Genomic DNA, 21,316 nt, shown 5'->3' on the forward strand with positions numbered 1-21,316 from the left:
CTCCCCGCGTCCCCCCTCCCCTGACCGGCCTGCGCGTACTCGACCTCGCCACGCTCTTCGCGGGCCCGCTCGCCGCCACCATGCTGGGCGACTTCGGCGCCGAGGTGATCAAGGTCGAGCACCCCACCCGGCCCGACCCGTCCCGTGGCCACGGCCCGTCGAAGGACGGGGTCGGCCTGTGGTGGAAGGTGCTGGGCCGCAACAAGCGCACGATCACCCTGGACCTGTCGAAACCCGCCGGGCGCACCACCCTGCTCCGTCTCGCCGCCACCGCGGACGTCGTCGTCGAGAACTTCCGTCCCGGCACCCTGGAGAAGTGGGACCTGGGCTGGGAGGAGCTGTCCGCGGTCAATCCGCGCCTGGTCCTCACCCGGGTCACCGGCTTCGGGCAGTTCGGTCCCTACGCCCGCCGCCCCGGTTTCGGCACCCTCGCCGAGGCCATGAGCGGCTTCGCCGCGACGACCGGCGAGCCGGACGGGCCCCCGACGCTGCCGCCGTTCGGCCTCGCCGACTCGATCGCGGCCCTGGCGACGGCGTACGCCGTGATGACCGCGCTGGCGGCGCGGGAGCACACCGGCGAGGGCCAGGTCGTCGACATGGCGATCATCGAGCCGATCCTGACCGTGCTCGGCCCGCAGCCCACCTGGTACGACCAGCTCGGCCACGTCCAGCCGCGCACCGGCAACCGCTCGCAGAACAACGCGCCGCGCAACACCTACCGCACCGCCGACGGCACCTGGGTCGCCGTCTCCACCTCGGCCCAGTCGGTCGCCGAGCGCGTGATGCGCCTGGTGGGCCGCCCGGAACTGGTCGAGGAGCCCTGGTTCGCGACCGGCGCCGAGCGGGCCCGGCACGCCGACGTGCTGGACGCGGCGGTCGGCGACTGGATCGCCCGGCACACCCGCGCCGACGTGCTCGCCGCCTTCGAGAAGGCCGAGGCGGCGGTCGCCCCGGTGCAGGACGTGCGGGACGTGATGGACGACCCGCAGTACCGGGCCCTGGACACGGTCACGACCGTCGACGACCCGGAGCTGGGCCCGCTGCGCATGCAGAACGTCCTCTTCCGGCTCTCCGCCACCCCGGGCGCGATCCGCTGGGCGGGCCGTCCGCACGGCGCCGACACCGAGGAGGTGCTGACCGGTCTCGGGCTCTCCCCGGCCGACGTCAAGGAGCTGCGTGAGGAGGGCGTCGTATGACCGCGCCTCCGCTGACCTGGCTGTACGCTCCCGGGGACCGTCCCGGGGTGGTCGCCAGGGCGCTGGCCGCCGGTGCCGACGTGGTGGTGGTCGACCTGGAGGACGCGGTCGCGGCCGACCGCAAGGAGTACGCCCGCGAGGCCACCGCCGAACTGCTCACCGAGGCGCAGCCGGTCCCGGTGCACGTCCGCGTCAACGCCCTGGACGGCCCGTTCGCCGCCGCGGACCTGGCGGCGCTGGCCGCGCTGCCGGGCCTCTCCGGGCTGCGGCTGCCGAAGGTGACGTCTCCGGAGCAGGTCACCGGGGTCGCCGCGGCCACCGGCGGCCGGCCGCTGTACGCCCTGCTGGAGACGGCCCTGGGGGTGGAGCGGGCGTACCGGATCGCCGCCGCGCATCCCGCGCTGCGCGGCATCGCCCTCGGTGAGGCGGACCTCCGGGCCGACCTGGGCGTACGCGGGGACACCGGCCTGGACTGGTCGCGCTCGCGCGTGATCGTGGCGGCGCGGGCGGCGGGCCTGGCGCCGCCCGCGCAGACGGTGCATCCGGACACGCGGGACCTGGAGGGTCTGGCGGCGTCCTGCGCGCACGGCCGTGCGCTGGGCTTCCTCGGGCGGGCCGCGATCCACCCCCGCCAGCTGCCGGTCATCGAGCGCGCGTATCTGCCGACCGAGCGGGAGCTGGAGCAGGCGGAGACGATTCTCAAGGCGGCCACCGCCCAGCCGGGCGCGCAGGCGTTGCCGGACGGGCGGTTCGTCGACGCGGCGGTGGTGGCGACGGCCCGGCGCACCCTGTCGCTGGCCCGGAAGCCCACGCTGTCCTGACCGACGCCCCGGCACACGCCGAGGGCGCCCGGTGGGCTCCGGGCGCCCTCGGTACGCGTGCGGCGGCGGTCAGGCCTTCTTCGCGGAGTCGGCCCCGTCCTTCACGCCCTCGGCGGTCTGCGTGTCGTCCGCCTGATCGGTGTCGTGCGCGGGGCCGGCGGCGTCGGTGTCGGCGGCGGCGTCCCCGGCCTTCTCCCCGGACACGGCCTCCGCGTCGTCCTCCGCACTCTTCTCCTTGCTCTTCTCCGCACTCTTCCCTGTGCTGTCCGCGCTGTCCGCGCTGTCCGTGACAGCCGTGCCCCCGTCCGGCTCGTCCCCGGCAGTGCCGTCGGAGGTCTCGGCGCCCGGTTCCACCACGGCCTCGCGGCCGGGCCGCTTCCGCGCCGAGAGCACCATGTAGACGACGGCGAGCAGGAAGACGAGGAGCGCGGTCCAGTTGTTGAGCCGCAGGCCCAGGATGTGGTGGGCGTCGTCGACGCGCATGTACTCGATCCAGAACCGGCCCGCGCAGTACGCCGCCACGTACAGGGCGAAGGCGCGCCCGTGGCCGAGCCGGAAGCGGCGGTCGGCCCAGATGACGAGGAGGGCGACGCCGATGCACCACAGCGACTCGTACAGGAAGGTCGGGTGGTAGGTGCCCGGCACCCGGCCGTCGGCCGTCGAGGTGATCTCCACGGCCCACGGCAGGTTGGTCTCCTTGCCGTACAGCTCCTGGTTGAACCAGTTGCCCCAGCGGCCGAGGGCCTGGGCGAGGGCGATGCCGGGGGCGACGGCGTCGGCGTAGGCGGGCATCGGGATGCCGCGGCGCCGGGCACCGATCCAGGCGCCCAGCGCGCCGAACGCGATCGCGCCCCAGATGCCGAGGCCGCCCTCCCAGATCTTGAAGGCGTCGACCCAGTCACGGCCCTCGCTGAAGTACAGCTGGTAGTCCGTGATCACGTGGTAGAGCCGCCCGCCGACCAGGCCGAACGGGACGGCCCAGACGGCGATGTCGGCCACCGTGCCGGCCCGCCCGCCCCGGGCGATCCAGCGCCTGTTGCCGAGCCAGACGGCCACGAAGACGCCGATGATGATGCAGAACGCGTAGCCGCGCAGCGGGACGGGACCGAGGTGCAGCACCCCGCGCGACGGGCTGGGAATGAAGGCAAGTTCCATGGCAGGGTCGACGCTACCGTGTCGGGCGGGACGCGCGGCGGCCAGCCCGGCTACGGGTCCGTAACGAGGGCCCGCCACGGACGGGCGCGCTACTTGTTGGCGTCCTCCACCATCTGCTTCAGCTTGGCCGGTGTCATCGACTGGTCCTGGTAGATGTTCTTGCCGTCCAGCAGGACCGTCGGCGTGCCGCTGAAGCCGCCGCTCTGGAAGGCCTTGTTGGACTTCTCCACCCAGCTGTTGTGCTTGCCGTTCTTCACGCACTCCTGGAACAGGGTGGTGTCGAGGCCGTCGACCTTGCCGGCCAGGTCGAGCAGCTTGTCCTCGTCGGCGAAGGCGTCGTCGGTCTCGGACGGCTGGTTGTCGTACAGCACGTCGTGGTACGGGGTGAACTTTCCGGCGTCCTGGGCGCAGGCGGCGGCGTTGGCCGACTTGCGGGAGCCGGTGCCGCCCATGTTGCCGTCGATGATCGTCGCCAGGTGGTACTCCACCTTGAGCTGTCCGGCCTCGGTCAGCTCGTGGACGGTGTCGCGGTACGCCAGCTCGAAGGCCTTGCAGGCCGGACAGCGGAAGTCCTCCCAGATGGTGAGCGTCGACTTGGCGCTCTCCTCGCCGACGGGGATCGCGAGGCCGTCCTTGCCCTGCGCGCCGGAGGGCGCCACGACCGGTCCGGTGGACTCGCTGCCGTCGTCCTTGCCCGCGTTCGCCGCGACCACGCCGATCACCGCGGCGAGGCCGAGGACGCAGACCACGCTCGCGCCGACGATCAGCGCGCGCCGGCGCTTGTCCCTGGACTTCTGCTTCTCGCGCTGGGCCGCCAGCTTCTCGCGGGCGGTGCGCTTTCCCTGTCGGTTCTTCTCGCTCACACCCCGCAGAACGAACCGGGGAGGCGCAGCGCGCCTCCCCGGTCCCAGGTCCACTCGTACGAGGGACCCCGGTCACGAGCCCGTCCGTTACGTGCCCGTCGTCACACCTGTCCGCGCACGCCCGCGGCAAGTTCGGCGGCGAGTGTGCGGACGCCCTCCAGCCCGGCCGCGTCGTCGGGGGCGTCGAGCATCCGCTTGACGAACGCCGAGCCGACGATCACGCCGTCGGCGAAGGCGGCGACCTCGGCGGCCTGGGCGGCGTTGGAGACGCCGAGGCCGACGCAGACCGGGGTGCCGGTGGTGGTGCGGGTGCGCCGCACCAGGTCCTCGGCCTGCGCGCCGACCGACTCGCGGGTGCCGGTGACGCCCATGAGGGAGGCGGCGTAGACGAAGCCGCTGCCGGCCGCGGTGATCTCGGCGAGGCGCGCGTCCTTGCTGCTGGGCGCGACCACGAAGACGGTGGCGAGCCCGTGCTTGCCGGCGTGCTCCCGCCACAGCGCCGACTCCTGGACCGGCAGGTCGGGCAGGATGCACCCGGCGCCGCCCGCCTCGGCCAGTTCGGCGGTGAAGCGCTCCACGCCGTAGCGGTCGATGGGGTTCCAGTACGTCATGACGAGGATCGGCTTGCCGGTGGCGGCATGGGCCTCGCGGACCGTGCGCATCACGTCGGCGATCCTGACGCCGCCGCGCAGGGCGATGTCGTCGGCGGTCTGGATGACCGGGCCGTCGAGCACCGGGTCGCTGTGCGGCAGGCCCACCTCGACGACGTCGGCGCCGCCGTCGAGCGCGGCCCTGACCGCCTCGATGCCGCCGGTCACGGTCGGGAACCCGGCCGGGAGGTAGGCGATCAGGGCTGCGCGGCCCTCGGACTTCGCCGCCGCGAGGGTGTCGTTCAGCAGCTGCACGTTCCCGCTCACTTGGCGTCCCCCTCGATCTCCGCGGCGCCGGTCTCGTCGGCGGCGACCTCGGCGTCGGTGTCGTAGAGCCCGAAGTAGCGGGCGGCGGTGTCCATGTCCTTGTCGCCCCGGCCGGACAGGTTGACCACGAGCAGCCCGTCCGTGCCCAGCTCCCTGCCGACCTCGAGGGCGCCGGCGAGCGCGTGGGCGCTCTCGATGGCCGGGATGATGCCCTCGGTGCGCGACAGCAGGCGCAGGGCCTGCATGGCGGCGTCGTCGGTGACGGCGCGGTACTCGCCGCGGCCGGAGTCCTTGAGGTGGGCGTGCTCGGGGCCGATGCCGGGGTAGTCCAGGCCGGCCGAGATCGAGTACGGCTCGGTGATCTGGCCCTCGTCGTCCTGGAGGACGTAGGACCGGGAGCCGTGCAGGATGCCGGGCTCGCCCGCGGTCAGGGTGGCCGCGTGCTCGCCGGTCTCGACGCCGTGCCCGGCGGGTTCGCAGCCGATGAGGCGGACGTCCGCGTCGGGGATGAAGGCGTGGAAGAGGCCGATGGCGTTGGAGCCGCCGCCGACGCAGGCGATCGCCGCGTCGGGCAGGCGTCCGGCCTGCTCCAGGAGCTGGCGGCGGGCCTCGACGCCGATGACGCGGTGGAAGTCGCGGACCATCGCCGGGAAGGGGTGGGGGCCTGCGACGGTGCCGAACAGGTAGTGGGTGCGGTCGACGTTGGCGACCCAGTCGCGGAACGCCTCGTTGATCGCGTCCTTGAGCGTGCGGCTGCCGGACTTCACGGCGATGACCTCGGCGCCGAGCATGCGCATCCGGGCCACGTTGAGGGCCTGGCGGCGGGTGTCGATCTCGCCCATGTAGATGGTGCAGTCGAGGCCGAAGAGGGCGCAGGCGGTCGCCGTCGCCACGCCGTGCTGGCCCGCGCCGGTCTCGGCGATGACGCGGGTCTTGCCCATGCGCTTGGTGAGCAGGGCCTGGCCGAGCACGTTGTTGATCTTGTGCGAGCCGGTGTGGTTCAGGTCCTCGCGCTTGAGGAAGATCCTGGCTCCGCCCGCGTGCTCCGCGAAGCGGGGCACCTCGGTGAGGGAGGACGGGCGGCCCGTGTAGTGGACGAGCAGGTCGTCCAGTTCGCGGGCGAACTCCGGGTCGGACTTGGCCTTGTCGTACTCGACGGCGACCTCGTCGACGGCGGCGACGAGGGCCTCGGGGATGAACTTGCCGCCGTACGCCCCGAAATAGCCTTCGGGACTGGGGGTTTGACCCTCCGGGTCGGGGATGAAGAAGTTGCTGGGCATACGTGGACCTCACGGTGAGTGTCTGGTGGGGACTGATCGCCGTGGGGGCGGGGGATCACCTGTCGGCCGCAGGCCGCATGTGGCGCGTCGCGCACACGCGACGGAGTCGCAGATTCAGTACAGCCCCGCGCCCCTTGTGGGGCGCTTGAACCATCGCATGCCGTTCACTTGCCCGGGCTCGTCTCCGATGACGTACCGCACCCGGCGGCCGTGCACCCGGCGGGCGGGTGCGCGGCAGCCCCGGGGCCGGCAGCCGCGCGCGAGGCGGGCGTACGGGTCCCGGGGGGCCGGAGTCAGTACGGGTGTCATCGGGGCCAGCCTACCGGGGTGTCAGCCCCGGCCGTGCCGCAGTGCCGGGTGCTCGCCGGCCGCCACCAGGTCGGAGACCGCCGTCTTGGGGTCGCGGCCGGTGACCAGGGACTCGCCGACCAGGACGGCGTCGGCGCCCTCGTTGGCGTAGGCGATGAGGTCGTGCGGGCCGCGGACGCCGGACTCGGCGACCTTGACGATGTGCGCGGGGATCTCCGGGGCGACCCGCTCGAACGTGCCGCGGTCGACCTCGAGGGTCTTCAGGTTGCGCGCGTTGACGCCGATGACCTTGGCGCCGGCGTCCACCGCGCGCTCGACCTCGTCCTCGTCGTGGACCTCGACGAGCGGGGTGAGTCCGATGGACTCGGCACGCTCGACCAGCGACTCCAGGGCCGGCTGCTCCAGGGCCGAGACGATCAGCAGGACGAGGTCGGCGCCGTGCGCGCGGGCCTCCCACAGCTGGTACGAGGTGACGACGAAGTCCTTGCGCAGCACGGGGATGTCCACGCGCGCACGGACCGATTCCAGGTCGGCGAGCGAACCGCCGAAGCGGCGCTGCTCGGTGAGGACGGAGATGACGGCCGCGCCGCCCGCCTCGTAGTCGGCGGCGAGTGCGGCCGGGTCCGCGATGGCGGCGAGCGCGCCCTTGGAGGGACTGGAGCGCTTGACCTCGCAGATGACCTTGACGCCGTCGCCGCGCAGGGCGGAGACACCGTCCTGCGCCGGCCGGGCCTTGGCCGCGCGCTCCTTGAGCTCGTCGAGGCTGACGCGCGCCTGCCGTTCCGCGAGGTCGGCACGGACTCCGTCGATGATCTCGTCGAGCACACTCACGCGAGCGGTCCCCTTTCAGACGGCTGAAGCTGTGGTCAATGCGATGGTATCCGCAGCCGGGCACGAGCCTCGCATCCGGCCGATCGCGGTCCCACTACCTGGACGTTCCCGAGATGATCAAGGCAGCAGCCAGCCACCGAAGGGCAGGTTCCGGACAACCGTGAACACCAGCATCAATGTTCCCAGCGTCCACAGGTGGACCGGGCCGAGGTCGACCCGTACGGGGCGGCCGCGGGCCGCGCGGATCACCCAGACGGTCCACAGGACGGCGAAGGCCAGGTAGCCGAGGACGGCCGGCGCGTTGGCGTGCAGCGCGGCCGGCAGGTCGCCGTGGACGAAGGCGTGCGCGCTGCGCAGTCCGCCGCAGCCCGGACAGTAGACGCCGGTGAACTGCAGCAGGGGGCAGACGGGGTAGTGGCCGGGTTCGTAGGGGTCCACGCTGCCCACGTACGCGAAGGCCCCGGCCACGGCGGCGAGCACCGCGGCCGGGGCGGCGAGGCGGGCGACCGCGCCGCGCGGCGGCGTGCCGGTGCGGCTCGTGCCGGTGCGGCTCGTGCCGGTGCGGCCTGTGCTGGTGCGGCTGTGCTCTGCGCTCTCGGCGTCCACGTCCCGCATTGTGCCCCCGGCCTCCCGCTGCCGCATGTGAGGGGCGCCCCCGGCATCCGTGTGGTGCCGGGGGCGCCCCTCGGGAAGTCCGTGACCGCCGTGCCGGGTCAGCCCTTGGCGCCGGCCGCGGTGCGGTCGTCGGCGACCTGGTGCACGGGGTGGTTCTGCTTCGGCTGGCCGAGGCCCATCATGCGCATGACGTAGCCCACGACGCCGCCGAGGAGCACGACCGCCATGCCGGCCCAGAAGCCCGCCGGCTGGGCCGCCACCATGAACATGCCCGCGATGCAGAAACCGATGAAGGCGATGATGACACCGGTCCAGGCGGCCGGGGTGTGACCGTGGCTGCTGCCCGCCATTGCTTGCTCCTCGTTGCTGTGTGCCGTGTCTGAGCAGGACGCTCGCCCTCCATTGTCCCGCACGGGCGCACGCGCCGTGAGCGGGGGTGCTCCGGCGGGTGGAACGCCGTCCGGTGGGCCACGCCCCGGGAGGGTCGGGCGCGCGGAGCCCTCCCCGGAGGCCCAGGTACCTGCCGGGCTTCCACCACAGGACTCGGACACCGGGCGGGGGCTCAGAGAGGACGGACACCGGGCGGGGAGGCCCCGCAGGGCTCGGGGACCGGGCCGGCCCGGTCCCGGTGCCGCGGACACTCGTCCCGGGGAACGGACACCGGGGGGCCGCCCCCACAGGACTCGAGCACCGGCCGGCCCGGTCCCGGTGCCGCGGGCACTTCCCGCGGGGGACGGGCACCGACCAGCTCCTCGCTCCCCCGGAGGGGTCACGCGCTGGTCGGGTCCTCGCCGCGGTCGATGGCCTTCCAGAGGTCCTCGGGGCGGTTCGGGTCGACGGTCTGCGGCCTGCGGCGCGGGCGCGGGGTGCCGTCGCGCTCGTAGCGGCCGGACATCGCGGGCCACAGGCGGCCGTAGCGCAGGGCGAGCAGTCCGGCGAGCAGGAGCAGGGCGCCGCCGGCGGCCGCGACGTAGGGCCAGGCGGTGTGGGAGAGGACGTCCACGGTGGCCGAGGTGTCGCCGGCGGCCTTCGCGGCCTGGTCGTCCAGGGCGGAGCCGTCGGACGCGCCGACCAGGGCGGCCGCGACGGTGCCCGCGCCGCTGAGCGCGAGCAGTCCGGCGACGGCGAGGCGGCCGGCGCGGCGGACCGCGAACACGGCGACGAGCGCGGCGAGGCCCACTATGGCGAGCGCCGCGGGTACGCCCGTGACGTCGCTGCCCTTGGCGGTCAGCGGGAAGGCGCCGCCGGCCACGGTCGCGGTGCCCTCCGCCCATTCCTGCCGGGTGGCGAGCAGGGCGACGGCGGCGCCGAGCGCGCCGCACAGGAGGGCGACGCCGAGGCTCCGGCGGCCGGCCCGGGCGGGTCCTGCGGCTGGGGTACGGGGGTGAGGAACAGCTGTCACGTACTCCACTATCACCCGAAGCCCGGGCGAACCGTCACCCGGGGTTCGCAATCCCCGACGTGAGAATCGCCCCACCGCCGCGACCGGTTGGCCCTATTGCGCCAGCCGGCCCGCCGTGTGCACGGCCCTGAGCACCGCTGCCGCCTTGTTGCGGCACTCGGTGTCCTCGGCGACCGGGTCGGAGTCGGCGACGACGCCGGCGCCCGCCTGGACGTAGGCGGTGCCGTCCCGCAGCAGGGCCGTGCGGATGGCGATGGCGGTGTCGGAGTCGCCCGCGAAGTCGAGGTAGCCGACGCAGCCGCCGTACAGGCCGCGGCGGGAGGGTTCGAGTTCGTCGATGATCTGCAGGGCGCGGGGCTTGGGGGCGCCGGAGAGGGTGCCGGCCGGGAAGCAGGCGGTGAGGACGTCGAAGGCGGTGCGGCCCGGCGCGACCCGGCCGGTGACCGTGGAGACGATGTGCATGACGTGCGAGTACCGCTCGACGGACATGAAGTCGACGACCTCGACGGAGCCGGGTTCGCAGACGCGGCCGAGGTCGTTGCGGCCGAGGTCGACGAGCATCAGGTGCTCGGCGCGCTCCTTGGGGTCGGCGAGCAGTTCCTCGGCGAGGGCCTGGTCCTCCTGCGGGGTGGCGCCGCGCGGGCGGGTGCCGGCGATGGGGTGCAGCAGGGCGCGGCCGTCCTCGACCTTGACCAGTGCCTCGGGGGACGAGCCGACGACGTCGAAGCCGTCGAGGCGGAGCAGGTACATGTACGGGGAGGGGTTGGTGGCGCGCAGCACCCGGTACACGTCGAGCGCGCTCGCGGTGCACGGCGTCTCGAACCGCTGCGAGGGAACGACCTGGAAGGCCTCGCCCGCGCGGATGCGCTCCTTGATGTCCTCGACGGCGTCCTGGAAGTCGGGGCCGCCCCACAGCGCGGTGTACTCGGGCAGCTCGGACGGCGGGAGCGCGGCCGGGGGCTGGGCGACCGCGCGGGTGAGGTCGGCCTCCATGGCGTCCAGGCGGGCGATCGCGTCGGCGTAGGCCTCGTCGACGCCGGTCTCCAGGTCGTTGTGGTTGATCGCGTTGGCGATCAGCAGGACCGAGCCCTCCCAGTGGTCCATGACGGCGAGGTCGCTGGTGAGCAGCATGGTCAGCTCGGGGAGCTGCAGGTCGTCGCGCTCCCCCGGGCCGACCTTCTCCAGACGGCGCACGATGTCGTAGCCGAGGTAGCCCACCATGCCGCCGGTGAAGGGCGGCAGGCCGAGGCCGTCCGCGAGGTCGCGCGGGGTGTGCAGGGCCTCGACGGTGGCGCGCAGCGCGGCGAGCGGGTCGCCGTCGGTGGGGACGCCGACGGGCGGGGTGCCCTCCCAGTGGGCGGCGCCGTCCTTCTCGGTGAGGGTGGCGGCGCTGCGGACGCCGACGAAGGAGTACCGGGACCAGCTCCTGCCGTTCTCCGCGGACTCCAGCAGGAAGGTGCCGGGGCGCTCGGCGGCGAGCTTGCGGTACAGCGCCACGGGCGTGTCGCCGTCGGCCAGGAGCTTGCGGCTGACCGGGATCACCCGGCGGTCGGCGGCCAGCTTGCGGAAGGTGTCGAGGTCCATGTCATGCGTGACGTCCATGGCGGCAGACCCTACTGATCCGCGCGGGAGGATTCGCCCTCCGCGTCGTCGGCGAGCAGCACGTCGGCGTCGAAGCAGGTGCGGGCGCCGGTGTGGCAGGCGGCGCCGACCTGGTCGACCTTGACGAGGACGGTGTCGGCGTCGCAGTCCAGGGCGACGGACTTCACCCACTGGAAGTGCCCGGAGGTGTCGCCCTTGACCCAGTACTCCCGGCGGCTGCGCGACCAGTAGGTGCAGCGCCCGGTCGTCAGCGTGCGGTGCAGCGCCTCGTCGTCCATCCAGCCGAGCATCAGCACCTCCCCGGTGTCGTACTGCTGGGCGATGGCGGGCAGGAGGCCGTCGGCGGTGCGCTTGAGCCGGTCGGCGATCTCCGGGGCGAGCGGGCCGGGCCGCACGGGGCCGCTGCCGGTGGGGTCGCCGGTGGGGGAGCTGCTGGTCATGTGCCCATTGTGCCGCGCGGGTCGGACACGCCCCGGCGCTGTCCACTGGGCGGACCCGGCGGGCGGCCGTAGGCTGGCTCCATGTCGACTTTCGCCAAGCGTGAACGGCTTCTGCTCGCGGACCTGTTGGAGACGGCGGGCCCGGACGCGCCCACCCTGTGCGAGGGCTGGCGCACCCGTGACCTGGCCGCGCACGTGGTGGTGCGCGAGCGGCGTCCGGACGCGGCCGGGGGCACCCTGATCAAGCCGCTGGCGTCCCGTCTGGACCGGGTGATGGAGGAGTACGGCGGGAAGCCGTACGAGGAGCTGCTCCAGCTGATCCGCACCGGTCCGCCCCGCTTCTCCCCCTTCCAGCTCAAGCAGGTCGACGAGGCGGCGAACACGGTGGAGTTCTACGTCCACACCGAGGACGTCCGCCGCGCGCAGCCCGACTGGTCGCCGCGCGAGCTGGACCCGGTCTTCCAGGACGCCCTGTGGTCCCGCCTGGAGCGTTCGGCCCGGCTGATGGGCCGGGGCATCCCGACGGGCCTGGTGCTGCGCCGCCCGAACGGGCAGACGACGGTCGCGCACCGCGGTACGCCGGTGGTGACGGCGACGGGCGAGCCGTCCGAGCTGCTGCTGTTCGCGTACGGGCGGCAGGAGGCGGCGGACGTGGAGCTGGAGGGCGAGAAGGCCGCGATCACGAGGCTGCGGGAGACGAAGCAGCTCGGCTTCTGAGCCTGCCCGCCGCGCCGCTCCCGCCGTCGGAAGCCCATGGGCGGCGCCTCGTCGGCAGCCCGCGGGCGCCGCCGCTCACTTCGGCAGCTCGGCCCGGCGTACGCCCGGAGCGCCCAGGGCGACGACGCCGCCGAGGCCGCAGACCGCGGCGCTGACGGCGAAGACCGGCCCGGTGCCCCAGACGCCGATGGCGGCGGCGGACAGCGGCATGCTCAGCGGGGCGATCCCCAGGCTGACGATCCCGGCGACCGCGGTGACCCGCCCCAGGTGGGCCGGGTCGGCCTGGGTCTGGAGCAGGGCCCCGCACAGCGCGCCGCTGAGCCCCGCGAGCAGGCCGATGAGCAGCGCGGTGGCGACGGCCACCGGAAGGGCGGGCGCCTGGGCCAGCGCGCCGATCGCGACGGCGCCGGGGACGAGAGCGCCGGCGACGACGTACCCGGCGTGCGGCACGCGCCCCCGGACGGTCAGCAGCAGGGCGGCCGCGCCGGCGCCGGTCCCGAAGCCGGCGAGGACCCAGCCCATCCCGGCGGCTCCCCAGCCGCGCTCGTCGGCGAGCAGGGTCAGGCCGATGTTGAGGGGGCCGACGAAACCGAGGTCGCCGAGGGCGATGACCAGCACCAGCGGCCCGAGGACACGGTGCCTGCGGACATACCGGAGCCCGTCCCGCAGGTCCCGCCAGGCGGTCCCGCCCTCGGCGGCGGCCACCGTGTCGTCGGCGGGCAGCTCACGCATCCGTACGCAGACCAGCAGCGGCACCGACACGGCGATCAGCAGCCCCGCGAGGGCGAAGGCGGCGGCCGACCCGCCGACCGCGACGCCGAGTCCGCCGAGCGGCGCGCCCGCGACGGCGGCGCAGCGCACGGCGAGCCCGCGCATGCCCTGCACCCGGGCGAGCTGGTCCTTGGCGGTGATCCGCGCGGGGAGCGCACCGACGGCGGGCAGGAAGAGGGCGTCGACCGCGCCGAAGACGAGGGCGAGCAGCGCGAGCAGCCACAGGCCGGGGTCGGTCGCGAAGAGCAGTACGGCCACCGTGAGCACCGCCGCGCACCGCACGGCGTCGCTGCCGATGACGACCCGGCGCGGCCCCAGCCGGTCGACGACCACTCCCCCGCCGAGCATGAGGAGGGCCCGCGGCACCGCACTCACCGCCGTGACGACCCCGGCCTCGGCCGCACTGCCCCGCTGCACGGCGGCCCAGGACAGCGCGAGGTAGAACACGGTGTCCCCGAGCATGGACGCGGTGTAGGCGGCGACCCAGCGCAGGACGTTGCGGTCGCGGTGGGCGGGCACGACGGTATGTGCGAGCGGAGGCACGGGCGTGTCCGGCAGCGCCGCGGTCCCCTCCGGCACGGAATGGGCCGGGGAGCGGTCCCCGGACCTACCGAACGGGATGACCCGCCCCCCGCAGCGTCTCCTTGACCTCGCCGATGCGCAGGTCGCCGAAGTGGAAGACCGAGGCGGCCAGGACCGCGTCCGCGCCCGCGTCGACTGCGGGGGCGAAGTGGGCGAGGCTGCCCGCGCCGCCCGAGGCGATGACCGGGACGGTGACGTGCTTCCGGACCGCCGCGATCATCTCCAGGTCGTAGCCGTCCTTCGTGCCGTCCGCGTCCATCGAGTTGAGCAGGATCTCGCCCGCGCCCAGCTCCGCGGCCCGGTGTGCCCACTCCACCGCGTCGATGCCGGTGCCGCGGCGGCCGCCGTGGGTGGTCACCTCGAAGGTGCCGGCCTCGGTGCGGCGGGCGTCGACCGACAGGACGAGGACCTGGCGGCCGAACCGCTCGGCGATCTCGCGGATCAGGTCGGGCCGGGCGATGGCGGCCGTGTTCACGCCCACCTTGTCCGCGCCGGCCCGCAGCAGCTTGTCCACGTCCTCGGCGGTGCGCACGCCGCCGCCGACGGTCAGCGGGATGAACACCTGCTCGGCGGTGCGGCGCACCACGTCGTACGTCGTCTCGCGGTTGCCGGACGAGGCGGTGATGTCCAGGAACGTCAGCTCGTCGGCGCCCTCGGTGTCGTACACCTTGGCCATCTCGACGGGGTCACCCGCGTCGCGCAGGTTCTGGAAGTTGACGCCCTTGACGACCCGCCCGGCGTCCACGTCCAGGCAGGGGATGACTCGGACCGCCAGGGTCATGAATCCACGGCTCCTCTATACGCTTCCACTTCGACCGACACCAGGACCCGCGAGTCGATGAAGCCCTCCACGACCAGCAGGGTCGTGACCGGCCGCACGGAGTCGAACAGCTCCTTGTGGGCGCGGCCCACCTCGTCGACGTCGCGGGAGTGCGCCAGGCACACACGGGTGCGGATCACGGACTCGATGCCGAGCCCGAACTCCCCGATCGCCTCGACCGCGGTGCCGAAGGCCACCTTGGTCTGTTCGTACGGGTCGCCCTCCCCGTACAGCATGTCGCCCTTGAAGGCGGTGGTGCCGGCCACGATCACACGATCACCCGCCGCCACGGCCCGTGCGAAACCGAAGGACTCTTCCCAGGGATTCCCGCTCTGCACGCGCCGTACGGCTTCGGATGTCATGGGGACACAGCCTCCAGGGCCTCTTCAAGGGTGAACGCCTTCGCGTACAGGGCTTTCCCGACGATGGCCCCCTCGACACCGGTCGGGACGAGCCCGGCGATCGCGCGCAGGTCGTCCAGGGAGGACACGCCGCCGGAGGCGACGACCGGGCGGTCGGTGGCCGCGCAGACGTTCTTCAGGAGCTCCAGGTTGGGTCCCTGGAGGGTGCCGTCCTTGGCGATGTCGGTGACGACGTACCGGGCGCAGCCCTCCTTGTTCAGGCGGTCCAGCGTCTCGTAGAGGTCGCCGCCGTCGCGGGTCCAGCCGCGGCCCCGCAGCGTGGTGCCCCGTACGTCGAGGCCGACGGCGATCCTGTCGCCGTGCTCGGCGATGACCTTGGCGACCCACTCGGGGGTCTCCAGCGCGGCGGTGCCCAGGTTCACCCGGGTGCAGCCGGTGGCGAGGGCGGCGGCGAGGGTGTCGTCGTCGCGGATGCCGCCGGACAGCTCCACCTTGATGTCCATCGCCTTCGCGACCTCGGCGATCAGCGCGCGGTTGTCCCCGGTGCCGAACGCCGCGTCCAGGTCGACCAGGTGCAGCCACTCGGCGCCGGAACGCTGCCAGGCGAGGGCGGCCTCCAGCGGGGAGCCGTAGGAGGTCTCGGTGCCGGACTCGCCGTGCACGAGGCGGACGGCCTGGCCGTCGCGGACGTCGACGGCGGGGAGGAGTTCGAGCTTGCTCATCTCTACCGGGCTCATCTCTTCTACCGGGCTCATCTCTACAGGGTCTCGATCCAGTTGGTGAGGAGCTGGGCACCGGCGTCGCCGGACTTCTCGGGGTGGAACTGGGTGGCCCACAGCGCGCCGTTCTCCACGGCGGCCACGAAGGGCTTGCCGTGCGTGGACCAGGTGACCTTCGGCTCGGCGAGCAGCGGGTTGTGCGCCTCCTGGGTCCACTCGTGGACGGCGTAGGAGTGCACGAAGTAGAAGCGGGCGTCGGCGTCCAGGCCCGCGAAGAGCCGGGAGTCGGCCGGTGCGTCGACGGTGTTCCAGCCCATGTGGGGCACGACGCCGGCCTCGAGCGGTCCGACCGTGCCGGGCCATTCGTCCAGGCCCTCGGCCTCCACGTCGTGCTCGATGCCGCGCGAGAACAGGATCTGCATGCCGACGCAGATGCCCATCACCGGGCGGCCGCCGGAGAGCCGGCGGTCGACGATCCAGTCGCCGCGGGCCGCCTTGAGGCCGTCCATGCAGGCGGCGAAGGCGCCGACGCCGGGGACGAGCAGTCCGTCGGCGTTCATCGCCTTGTCGTAGTCACGGGTGATCTCGACGTCGGCTCCCGCGCGCGCGAGGGCGCGCTCGGCGGAGCGGACGTTGCCGAAGCCGTAGTCGAAGACGACGACCCGCTTGGTGCTCACCGAGGTCAATTCCAGACCTCCAGCCTCAGGACGCCCGCGAACAGGCACATCGCGGCGCCGATGGAGAGCAGCACGATCAGGCCCTTGGGCATCTGCTGCTTGGCGAAGGAGATGATGCCGCCGACGAAGAAGAGGCCGACGACGATCAGTGCGGTGGACGTGCCGTTCATCGGTTACAGCGCGCCCTTCGTGGAGGGCAGGATGCCGGCCGCGCGCGGGTCGCGCTCCGAGGCGTAGCGCAGGGCCCGGGCGAGCGCCTTGAACTGGCACTCCACGATGTGGTGGGCGTTGCGCCCGTAGGGCACGTGCACGTGCAGCGCGATCTGTGCCTGGGCGACGAAGGACTCCAGGATGTGCCGGGTCATCGTCACGTCGTACTCGCCGATCATCGGCGCCATGTTCTCGGGCTCGGTGTGCACGAGGTAGGGGCGGCCGGAGAGGTCGACGGTGACCTGGGCGAGGGACTCGTCCAGCGGGACCGTGCAGTTGCCGAAGCGGTAGATGCCCACCTTGTCGCCGAGGGCCTGCTTGAAGGCGGCGCCCAGCGCGAGGGCGGTGTCCTCGATGGTGTGGTGGGAGTCGATGTGCAGGTCGCCGTCGGTCTTCACGGTCAGGTCGAACAGACCGTGCCGGCCGAGCTGGTCGAGCATGTGGTCGTAGAAGCCGACGCCGGTGGCGATGTCGGTCTTGCCGGTGCCGTCGAGGCCGATCTCGACGAGGACCGAGGTCTCCTTGGTCGTGCGCTCCACGCGTCCCACGCGGCTCATGTGCTCTGCTCCTTCTTGACTTCACGTACCGCGTCGAGGAACGCGTCATTCTCCTCCGGGGTTCCCGCGGTGACCCGCAGCCACCCCGGTACACCGTTGTCCCGGACCAGCACGCCCCGGTCGAGGATCTTCCGCCAGGCGGCGTGGGAGTCCGCGAACCGTCCGAACTGGACGAAGTTGGCGTCGGACTCGGTCACCTCGTAGCCGGCGGCGCGCAGTGCGGCGACGAGCCGGTCCCGCTCGGTCTTCAGCTGCTCGACGTACTTCAGCAGCGTGTCCGTGTGCTCCAGGGCGGCCAGCGCGGTCGCCTGGGTGACGGCGGAGAGGTGGTACGGCAGTCGTACGAGCTGTACGGCGTCGACGACGGCCGGGTGCGCGGCGAGGTAGCCGAGGCGCAGGCCCGCCGCGCCGAACGCCTTCGACATGGTGCGGGAGATCACCAGGTTCGGGCGGCCGTCGAGCAGGGGCAGCAGCGAGGCGCCGTGGCTGAACTCGATGTACGCCTCGTCGACCACGACCATGGACGGCTTGGCGCGCTGCGCCGCCCCGTAGAGGGCGAGGACCGTCTCGGCGGGGACCGCGTTGCCGGTGGGATTGTTGGGGGTGGTGACGAAGACGACGTCCGGGCGGTGCTCGGCGATCGCCCGCTCGGCGGCGGGCACGTCGATGGTGAAGTCGTCGTGGCGCGGCCCGGAGATCCAGCCGGTGCCGGTGCCGCGCGCGATGAGACCGTGCATCGAGTACGACGGCTCGAAGCCGATCGCGGTGCGGCCCGGTCCGCCGAAGGTCTGGAGCAGCTGCTGGATGACCTCGTTGGAGCCGTTGGCGGCCCAGACGTTGCTCACGTCCAGCGGGTGTCCGGACGTCTTCGTCAGGTACTCGGCCAGCCCGGTGCGCAGTTCGACCGCGTCCCGGTCCGGGTAGCGGTTGAGGTCGCGGGCGGCCTCGCGGACGCGCTCGGCGATCCGCTCGACCAGCGCCTCGGGCAACGGGTAGGGGTTCTCGTTGGTGTTCAGCCGTACCGGCACGTCGAGTTGCGGCGCGCCGTAGGGGGACTTGCCGCGCAGCTCGTCCCGTACGGGGAGATCGTCGATGCCGAACGTCACTTGCCTGCCGGGACCTTCCACTCGAACCTCGCCTTGATCGCCGCGCCGTGCGCGGGCAGGTCCTCGGCCTCCGCCAGTGTCACCACGTGGTGCGCGACCTCGGCGAGCGCGTCGCGCGTGTAGTCGACGATGTGGATGCCGCGCAGGAAGGACTGCACGGACAGGCCCGAGGAGTGGCAGGCGCAGCCGCCGGTGGGCAGGACGTGGTTGGACCCGGCCGCGTAGTCGCCGAGGGAGACGGGCGCCCAGGGACCGACGAAGACCGCGCCCGCGTTCTTCACGCGGTCGGCGACGGCGGCGGCGTCGGCGGTCTGGATCTCCAGGTGCTCCGCGCCGTAGGCGTCGACCACCCGCAGCCCGTCGTCCAGGCCGTCGACGAGCACGATCGCGGACTGACGGCCGGCGAGCGCCGGGCGGATCCGGTCCTCGACGTGCTTGGTCGCCTCGACCTGCGGCCGCAGCTCCTTCTCGACCGCGTCCGCGAGCTCGGCGGAGTCGGTGACCAGGACGGCGGCGGCCAGCGGGTCGTGCTCGGCCTGGCTGATCAGGTCGGAGGCGACGTGCACCGGGTCGGCCGTCGAGTCGGCCAGGACGGCGATCTCGGTCGGTCCCGCCTCGGCGTCGATGCCGATCTTCCCGGTGAAGAAGCGCTTGGCGGCGGCGACCCAGATGTTGCCGGGGCCGGTGACCATGTTGGCGGGCGGGCAGGACTCCGTGCCGTACGCGAACATGGCGACGGCGGTGGCGCCGCCCGCCGCGTACACCTCGTCGACGCCCAGCAGGGCGCAGGCGGCGAGGATCGTCGGGTGCGGGAGGCCGCCGAACTCGGCCTGGGCGGGCGAGGCGAGCGCGACGGACTCGACACCGGCCTCCTGCGCGGGCACCACGTTCATGATCACGGACGACGGGTAGACCGAGCGGCCGCCCGGCGCGTAGAGCCCGACCCGCTCGACCGGCACCCACTTCTCGGTGACCGAGCCGCCGGGCACGACCTGCGTGGTGTGCGTGGAGCGGCGCTGGTCGCGGTGGACGAGGCGGGCGCGGCGGACGGACTCCTCCAGGGCTGCGCGCACCTCCGGGTCGAGCTCCTCCAGCGCGCGCGTGAGCGCGGCGGCCGGGACGCGCACCTGGTCGAGGCGGACGCCGTCGAACTGCTCGGCGAAGTCGATCAGCGCCGCGTCGCCCCGATGATGCACGGCCTCGCAGATCGGACGCACCTTCTCCAGGGCGGCCGAGACGTCGAAGTCGGCTCGGGGCAGCAGGTCGCGCAGGGCGGGGCCCTCGGGGAGGGCGTCGCCGCGCAGATCGATTCGGGAGATCACGGAACCAATTCTCTCAGACCCGCGCTGGACGCGGTCCGCGCGTATCAATGGCTGATACAGACCGCGGGGATCCGGCCCGCCCGCGGTGAACTCCTGCGATTCGTGCTCACTTTGAGTGTTCGGAACGTCACTCAGTGGGCATGAACGGTTGTACGAAGGGTGAGCGACCACCGAGTAGTTGAGGAGGGAGTGAAGCGTTGTGACCGAGGGGGCCGGCCACCGTGACGGAGAGTTGCCGGACGACCTGACCGCCGCCGAGGCCGGCATGTGGCAGGCCTTTCGCAACGGCAGTGTGTACGACCTGAGCAGCGGCGACGCGCTCGTGGACGACCCGCACGGCGGGCATCCGTGGGGTCCGGAGCGTACGGTGCGGGCCCGCATAGTCTGCTGGCTGCTTCTCGACGGTCCGCCGGCGCTCGCGGGGCGGGTGTCCTCGCTACAACTCGTGGGCGTGCGGATCAGCGACACGATGGACCTCGCGGGCGGCACGGTGGAACCGTACGTGGAGCTGCGGCGCTGCCGCTTCGAGCGGGAGGTGCTGCTGCCGGAGGCCCGCTTCACGACGGTGCGGATGGTGGACTGCTCCGTGCCGCGCCTGGAGGCGGCCCGGCTGCACACCGAGGGCGACCTGCACCTGCCGCGCTCCCGCTTTCCGGGCGGCATCCGGCTCACGGACGCGCAGATAGGCACCGACCTGCTGCTCAACCAGGCGATCGTGCACCGGGACCGCAGCGGACGCGCGATCGCGGCGGACGGCATGACGGTCGGGCAGGACCTCCAGGCCGAGATGCTGGAGTCGCACGGAGAGGTCAGTCTGCGCAGCGCCCAGGTCGGCGTCTCGCTGAGCCTGCGCGGCGCCCGGCTTTTCAACCCGTACACGCGGCACGCGCTGAACGCCCCGCAGCTGACCGTGGAGCGCACGCTGTACCTGACCCCGGCGGGCCTGGGCAGCCCGCTGCTGCGCGGCACCACCCCGGCGCAGGGCACCCGCATCCAGCGCTTCGAGTGCGAGGGCGGAGTACGGCTCGACGACGGGCGGTTCGGCGACGCCCTCGACCTCGAGCACGCCCGGTTCACCTTCACGGACGAACAGGAGCTGTCCCTGCGGCGGGTCCAGACGCCCGAGTTGAGGTTCCTGGGCGAGCGGCCGGCGCGCGGGCGGGTGGTGCTGTCGGGGGCCCGGGTGGTCAACCTGATGGACCGCGCGGACAGCTGGCCGGGCCCCGGCCGCCTGCACATGGGCGGCTTCGCCTACGAGAACCTGGTGCCGCGCGGCCCGTTCCCCCTCACCAAGCGGCTGCGCTGGGTGGGCGCCGCGACCGCCGAGTACCACCCGGAGCCCTACGAGCGACTCGCCGCGGTGCTGCGGGCCGGCGGCGAGGACGAGGACGCCCGCGAGGTGCTCCTCGCCAAGCACCGGCGGCGCCGCGAGAGCCTGCCCCTCGCCGCGAAGCTGGTGGGGTACGCGCAGGACTGGACGGTCGCCTACGGCTACCGGCCGGGCCGGGCCGCGGTGTGGATGGCGGTCCTGTGGGCGGCCGGCTCCCTCGCCTTCGCGCGCGCCGAGCCGCCCCCGCTGAAGAGCGGCGAGCACCCGGACTGGAACCCGGCCCTCTTCGCCCTCGACCTGCTCCTCCCGGTCATCGACCTGGGCCAGGCGGGCTCCTGGCAACTCCACGACGCCTGGCAGTGGCTGGCCGCGGCCCTGATCCTCCTGGGGTGGATCCTGGCCACAACGGTCGCGGCAGGAGCCACCCGCCTCCTCCGCCGAACGTGACCTTCCGGCAGCCGCAGCCACGGCCAACCGAGCCGCACGGCTGCGGGCGCCCGTCGCCGCCCCAACCGCGGGCGCCCGTCGCCGCCCCAACCGCGGGCGACCGTCGCCGCCCCAACCGCGGGCAATCGTCGCCGCCCCAACTGCGGGCAATCGTGCCTCCCCCAGTGCCTGAACGGCCTGGGAGGTACCCCCAGGGCGGCACGGGTGGGCGCTGGGGGTACCCCCTCTGGGGGAGGCGCCCCGTAAGCGCCGGGCAGCGCGACCC

24 protein-coding genes are annotated in these 21,316 nt (G+C 73.4%); 4 read left to right on the forward strand and 20 right to left on the reverse strand.

The annotated features are described in order from the left end of the window. The first annotated feature begins 20 nt into the window (after positions 1 to 20). The gene (locus HZS56_RS32530) at positions 21 to 1,196 is read left to right on the forward strand and encodes a CaiB/BaiF CoA transferase family protein (protein WP_216724431.1); all 1,176 of its coding nucleotides are present in this window, start codon (positions 21 to 23) and stop codon (positions 1,194 to 1,196) included. Next, on the forward strand, positions 1,193 to 2,017 hold the full coding sequence (locus tag HZS56_RS32535; RefSeq protein ID WP_216724412.1) for an HpcH/HpaI aldolase/citrate lyase family protein: 825 nt from the start codon (positions 1,193 to 1,195) through the stop codon (positions 2,015 to 2,017). Before HZS56_RS32530 ends, HZS56_RS32535 begins: the two co-directional genes overlap by 4 nt. Before the next feature lie 69 nt (positions 2,018 to 2,086). Here the strand turns inward: HZS56_RS32535 and lgt are convergent, their stop codons facing one another. The 11 genes from lgt to hisI all read right to left on the reverse strand — a co-directional run bounded on the left by lgt (position 2,087) and on the right by hisI (position 11,431). Further along, positions 2,087 to 3,172: a prolipoprotein diacylglyceryl transferase gene (lgt, locus tag HZS56_RS32540; protein ID WP_216724413.1), complete on the reverse strand. Its 1,086-nt coding sequence runs from the start codon at positions 3,170 to 3,172 to the stop codon at positions 2,087 to 2,089. Positions 3,173 to 3,261: 89 nt separating this feature from the next. Next, positions 3,262 to 4,035 (reverse strand): DsbA family protein, encoded by a 774-nt coding sequence (locus HZS56_RS32545; protein ID WP_216724414.1) that lies wholly within the window; start codon positions 4,033 to 4,035, stop codon positions 3,262 to 3,264. A 101-nt stretch (positions 4,036 to 4,136) separates the two neighbouring features. Beyond that, on the reverse strand, positions 4,137 to 4,952 hold the full coding sequence (gene trpA, locus HZS56_RS32550) for a tryptophan synthase subunit alpha (RefSeq protein ID WP_216724415.1): 816 nt from the start codon (positions 4,950 to 4,952) through the stop codon (positions 4,137 to 4,139). Continuing rightward, positions 4,949 to 6,232, reverse strand: a complete 1,284-nt coding sequence (gene trpB / locus HZS56_RS32555) for a tryptophan synthase subunit beta (protein WP_216724416.1) — start codon at positions 6,230 to 6,232, stop codon at positions 4,949 to 4,951. Before trpB ends, trpA begins: the two co-directional genes overlap by 4 nt. A gap of 114 nt (positions 6,233 to 6,346) precedes the next feature. Then, positions 6,347 to 6,541 (reverse strand): tryptophan biosynthesis modulator TrpM, encoded by a 195-nt coding sequence (trpM, locus tag HZS56_RS39165; RefSeq protein ID WP_374201233.1) that lies wholly within the window; start codon positions 6,539 to 6,541, stop codon positions 6,347 to 6,349. 21 nt (positions 6,542 to 6,562) lie between these two features. After that, a complete protein-coding gene (trpC, locus tag HZS56_RS32560) occupies positions 6,563 to 7,372 on the reverse strand; it encodes an indole-3-glycerol phosphate synthase TrpC (protein ID WP_216724417.1) in 810 nt (269 codons plus the stop codon). Positions 7,373 to 7,489: 117 nt separating this feature from the next. Then, the gene (locus tag HZS56_RS32565) at positions 7,490 to 7,987 is read right to left on the reverse strand and encodes a DUF2752 domain-containing protein (RefSeq protein WP_216724418.1); all 498 of its coding nucleotides are present in this window, start codon (positions 7,985 to 7,987) and stop codon (positions 7,490 to 7,492) included. Positions 7,988 to 8,085: 98 nt separating this feature from the next. Then, positions 8,086 to 8,337 carry an HGxxPAAW family protein gene (locus HZS56_RS32570; RefSeq protein WP_216724419.1) on the reverse strand — a complete coding sequence of 84 codons (252 nt, stop codon included), beginning with the start codon at positions 8,335 to 8,337 and terminating at the stop codon, positions 8,086 to 8,088. Between the two features lie 419 nt (positions 8,338 to 8,756). Beyond that, complete coding sequence (locus tag HZS56_RS32575; RefSeq protein WP_216724420.1) at positions 8,757 to 9,398, reverse strand: TIGR02234 family membrane protein; 642 nt, start codon at positions 9,396 to 9,398, stop codon at positions 8,757 to 8,759. A gap of 84 nt (positions 9,399 to 9,482) precedes the next feature. After that, on the reverse strand, positions 9,483 to 10,991 hold the full coding sequence (locus HZS56_RS32580; RefSeq protein ID WP_301543112.1) for an anthranilate synthase component I: 1,509 nt from the start codon (positions 10,989 to 10,991) through the stop codon (positions 9,483 to 9,485). A gap of 11 nt (positions 10,992 to 11,002) precedes the next feature. After that, complete coding sequence (gene hisI, locus HZS56_RS32585; RefSeq protein ID WP_216724421.1) at positions 11,003 to 11,431, reverse strand: phosphoribosyl-AMP cyclohydrolase; 429 nt, start codon at positions 11,429 to 11,431, stop codon at positions 11,003 to 11,005. Positions 11,432 to 11,512: 81 nt separating this feature from the next. On the opposite strand from hisI, the gene HZS56_RS32590 reads away from it, so the two are divergent. Next, on the forward strand, positions 11,513 to 12,148 hold the full coding sequence (locus HZS56_RS32590; protein WP_216724422.1) for a TIGR03085 family metal-binding protein: 636 nt from the start codon (positions 11,513 to 11,515) through the stop codon (positions 12,146 to 12,148). 75 nt (positions 12,149 to 12,223) lie between these two features. On the opposite strand, the gene HZS56_RS32595 is transcribed toward HZS56_RS32590, so the two are convergent. The 9 genes from HZS56_RS32595 to hisD form a co-directional block, all read right to left on the reverse strand. Next, positions 12,224 to 13,438, reverse strand: a complete 1,215-nt coding sequence (locus HZS56_RS32595) for an MFS transporter (RefSeq protein WP_308408213.1) — start codon at positions 13,436 to 13,438, stop codon at positions 12,224 to 12,226. 88 nt (positions 13,439 to 13,526) lie between these two features. After that, on the reverse strand, positions 13,527 to 14,282 hold the full coding sequence (gene hisF, locus HZS56_RS32600) for an imidazole glycerol phosphate synthase subunit HisF (protein ID WP_216724423.1): 756 nt from the start codon (positions 14,280 to 14,282) through the stop codon (positions 13,527 to 13,529). Beyond that, positions 14,279 to 14,683, reverse strand: coding sequence for a RidA family protein (locus tag HZS56_RS32605; protein ID WP_216724424.1), 405 nt, complete (start codon positions 14,681 to 14,683; stop codon positions 14,279 to 14,281). Before HZS56_RS32605 ends, hisF begins: the two co-directional genes overlap by 4 nt. After that, on the reverse strand, positions 14,680 to 15,405 hold the full coding sequence (gene priA / locus HZS56_RS32610; RefSeq protein WP_216724425.1) for a bifunctional 1-(5-phosphoribosyl)-5-((5-phosphoribosylamino)methylideneamino)imidazole-4-carboxamide isomerase/phosphoribosylanthranilate isomerase PriA: 726 nt from the start codon (positions 15,403 to 15,405) through the stop codon (positions 14,680 to 14,682). Before priA ends, HZS56_RS32605 begins: the two co-directional genes overlap by 4 nt. Before the next feature lie 35 nt (positions 15,406 to 15,440). After that, complete coding sequence (hisH, locus tag HZS56_RS32615) at positions 15,441 to 16,088, reverse strand: imidazole glycerol phosphate synthase subunit HisH (RefSeq protein WP_216724426.1); 648 nt, start codon at positions 16,086 to 16,088, stop codon at positions 15,441 to 15,443. After that, the gene (locus HZS56_RS32620; protein WP_055416451.1) at positions 16,085 to 16,249 is read right to left on the reverse strand and encodes a CG2302 family histidine operon protein; all 165 of its coding nucleotides are present in this window, start codon (positions 16,247 to 16,249) and stop codon (positions 16,085 to 16,087) included. The genes hisH and HZS56_RS32620 overlap by 4 nt, the downstream gene beginning before the upstream one ends. A 3-nt stretch (positions 16,250 to 16,252) precedes the next feature. Continuing rightward, complete coding sequence (gene hisB, locus HZS56_RS32625; protein WP_216724427.1) at positions 16,253 to 16,846, reverse strand: imidazoleglycerol-phosphate dehydratase HisB; 594 nt, start codon at positions 16,844 to 16,846, stop codon at positions 16,253 to 16,255. Beyond that, positions 16,843 to 17,952, reverse strand: coding sequence for a histidinol-phosphate transaminase (locus HZS56_RS32630; protein ID WP_216724428.1), 1,110 nt, complete (start codon positions 17,950 to 17,952; stop codon positions 16,843 to 16,845). Before HZS56_RS32630 ends, hisB begins: the two co-directional genes overlap by 4 nt. After that, positions 17,949 to 19,274, reverse strand: a complete 1,326-nt coding sequence (gene hisD / locus HZS56_RS32635; protein ID WP_216724429.1) for a histidinol dehydrogenase — start codon at positions 19,272 to 19,274, stop codon at positions 17,949 to 17,951. The genes HZS56_RS32630 and hisD overlap by 4 nt, the downstream gene beginning before the upstream one ends. A 199-nt stretch (positions 19,275 to 19,473) precedes the next feature. Here hisD and HZS56_RS32640 point away from each other — a divergent pair, with 199 nt between their 5' ends. After that, positions 19,474 to 21,051: an oxidoreductase gene (locus HZS56_RS32640; RefSeq protein ID WP_216724430.1), complete on the forward strand. Its 1,578-nt coding sequence runs from the start codon at positions 19,474 to 19,476 to the stop codon at positions 21,049 to 21,051. Positions 21,052 to 21,316 lie beyond the last annotated feature (265 nt).

This window comes from Streptomyces mayonensis, assembly GCF_018982965.1.
Lineage (GTDB): Bacteria > Actinomycetota > Actinomycetes > Streptomycetales > Streptomycetaceae > Streptomyces > Streptomyces mayonensis.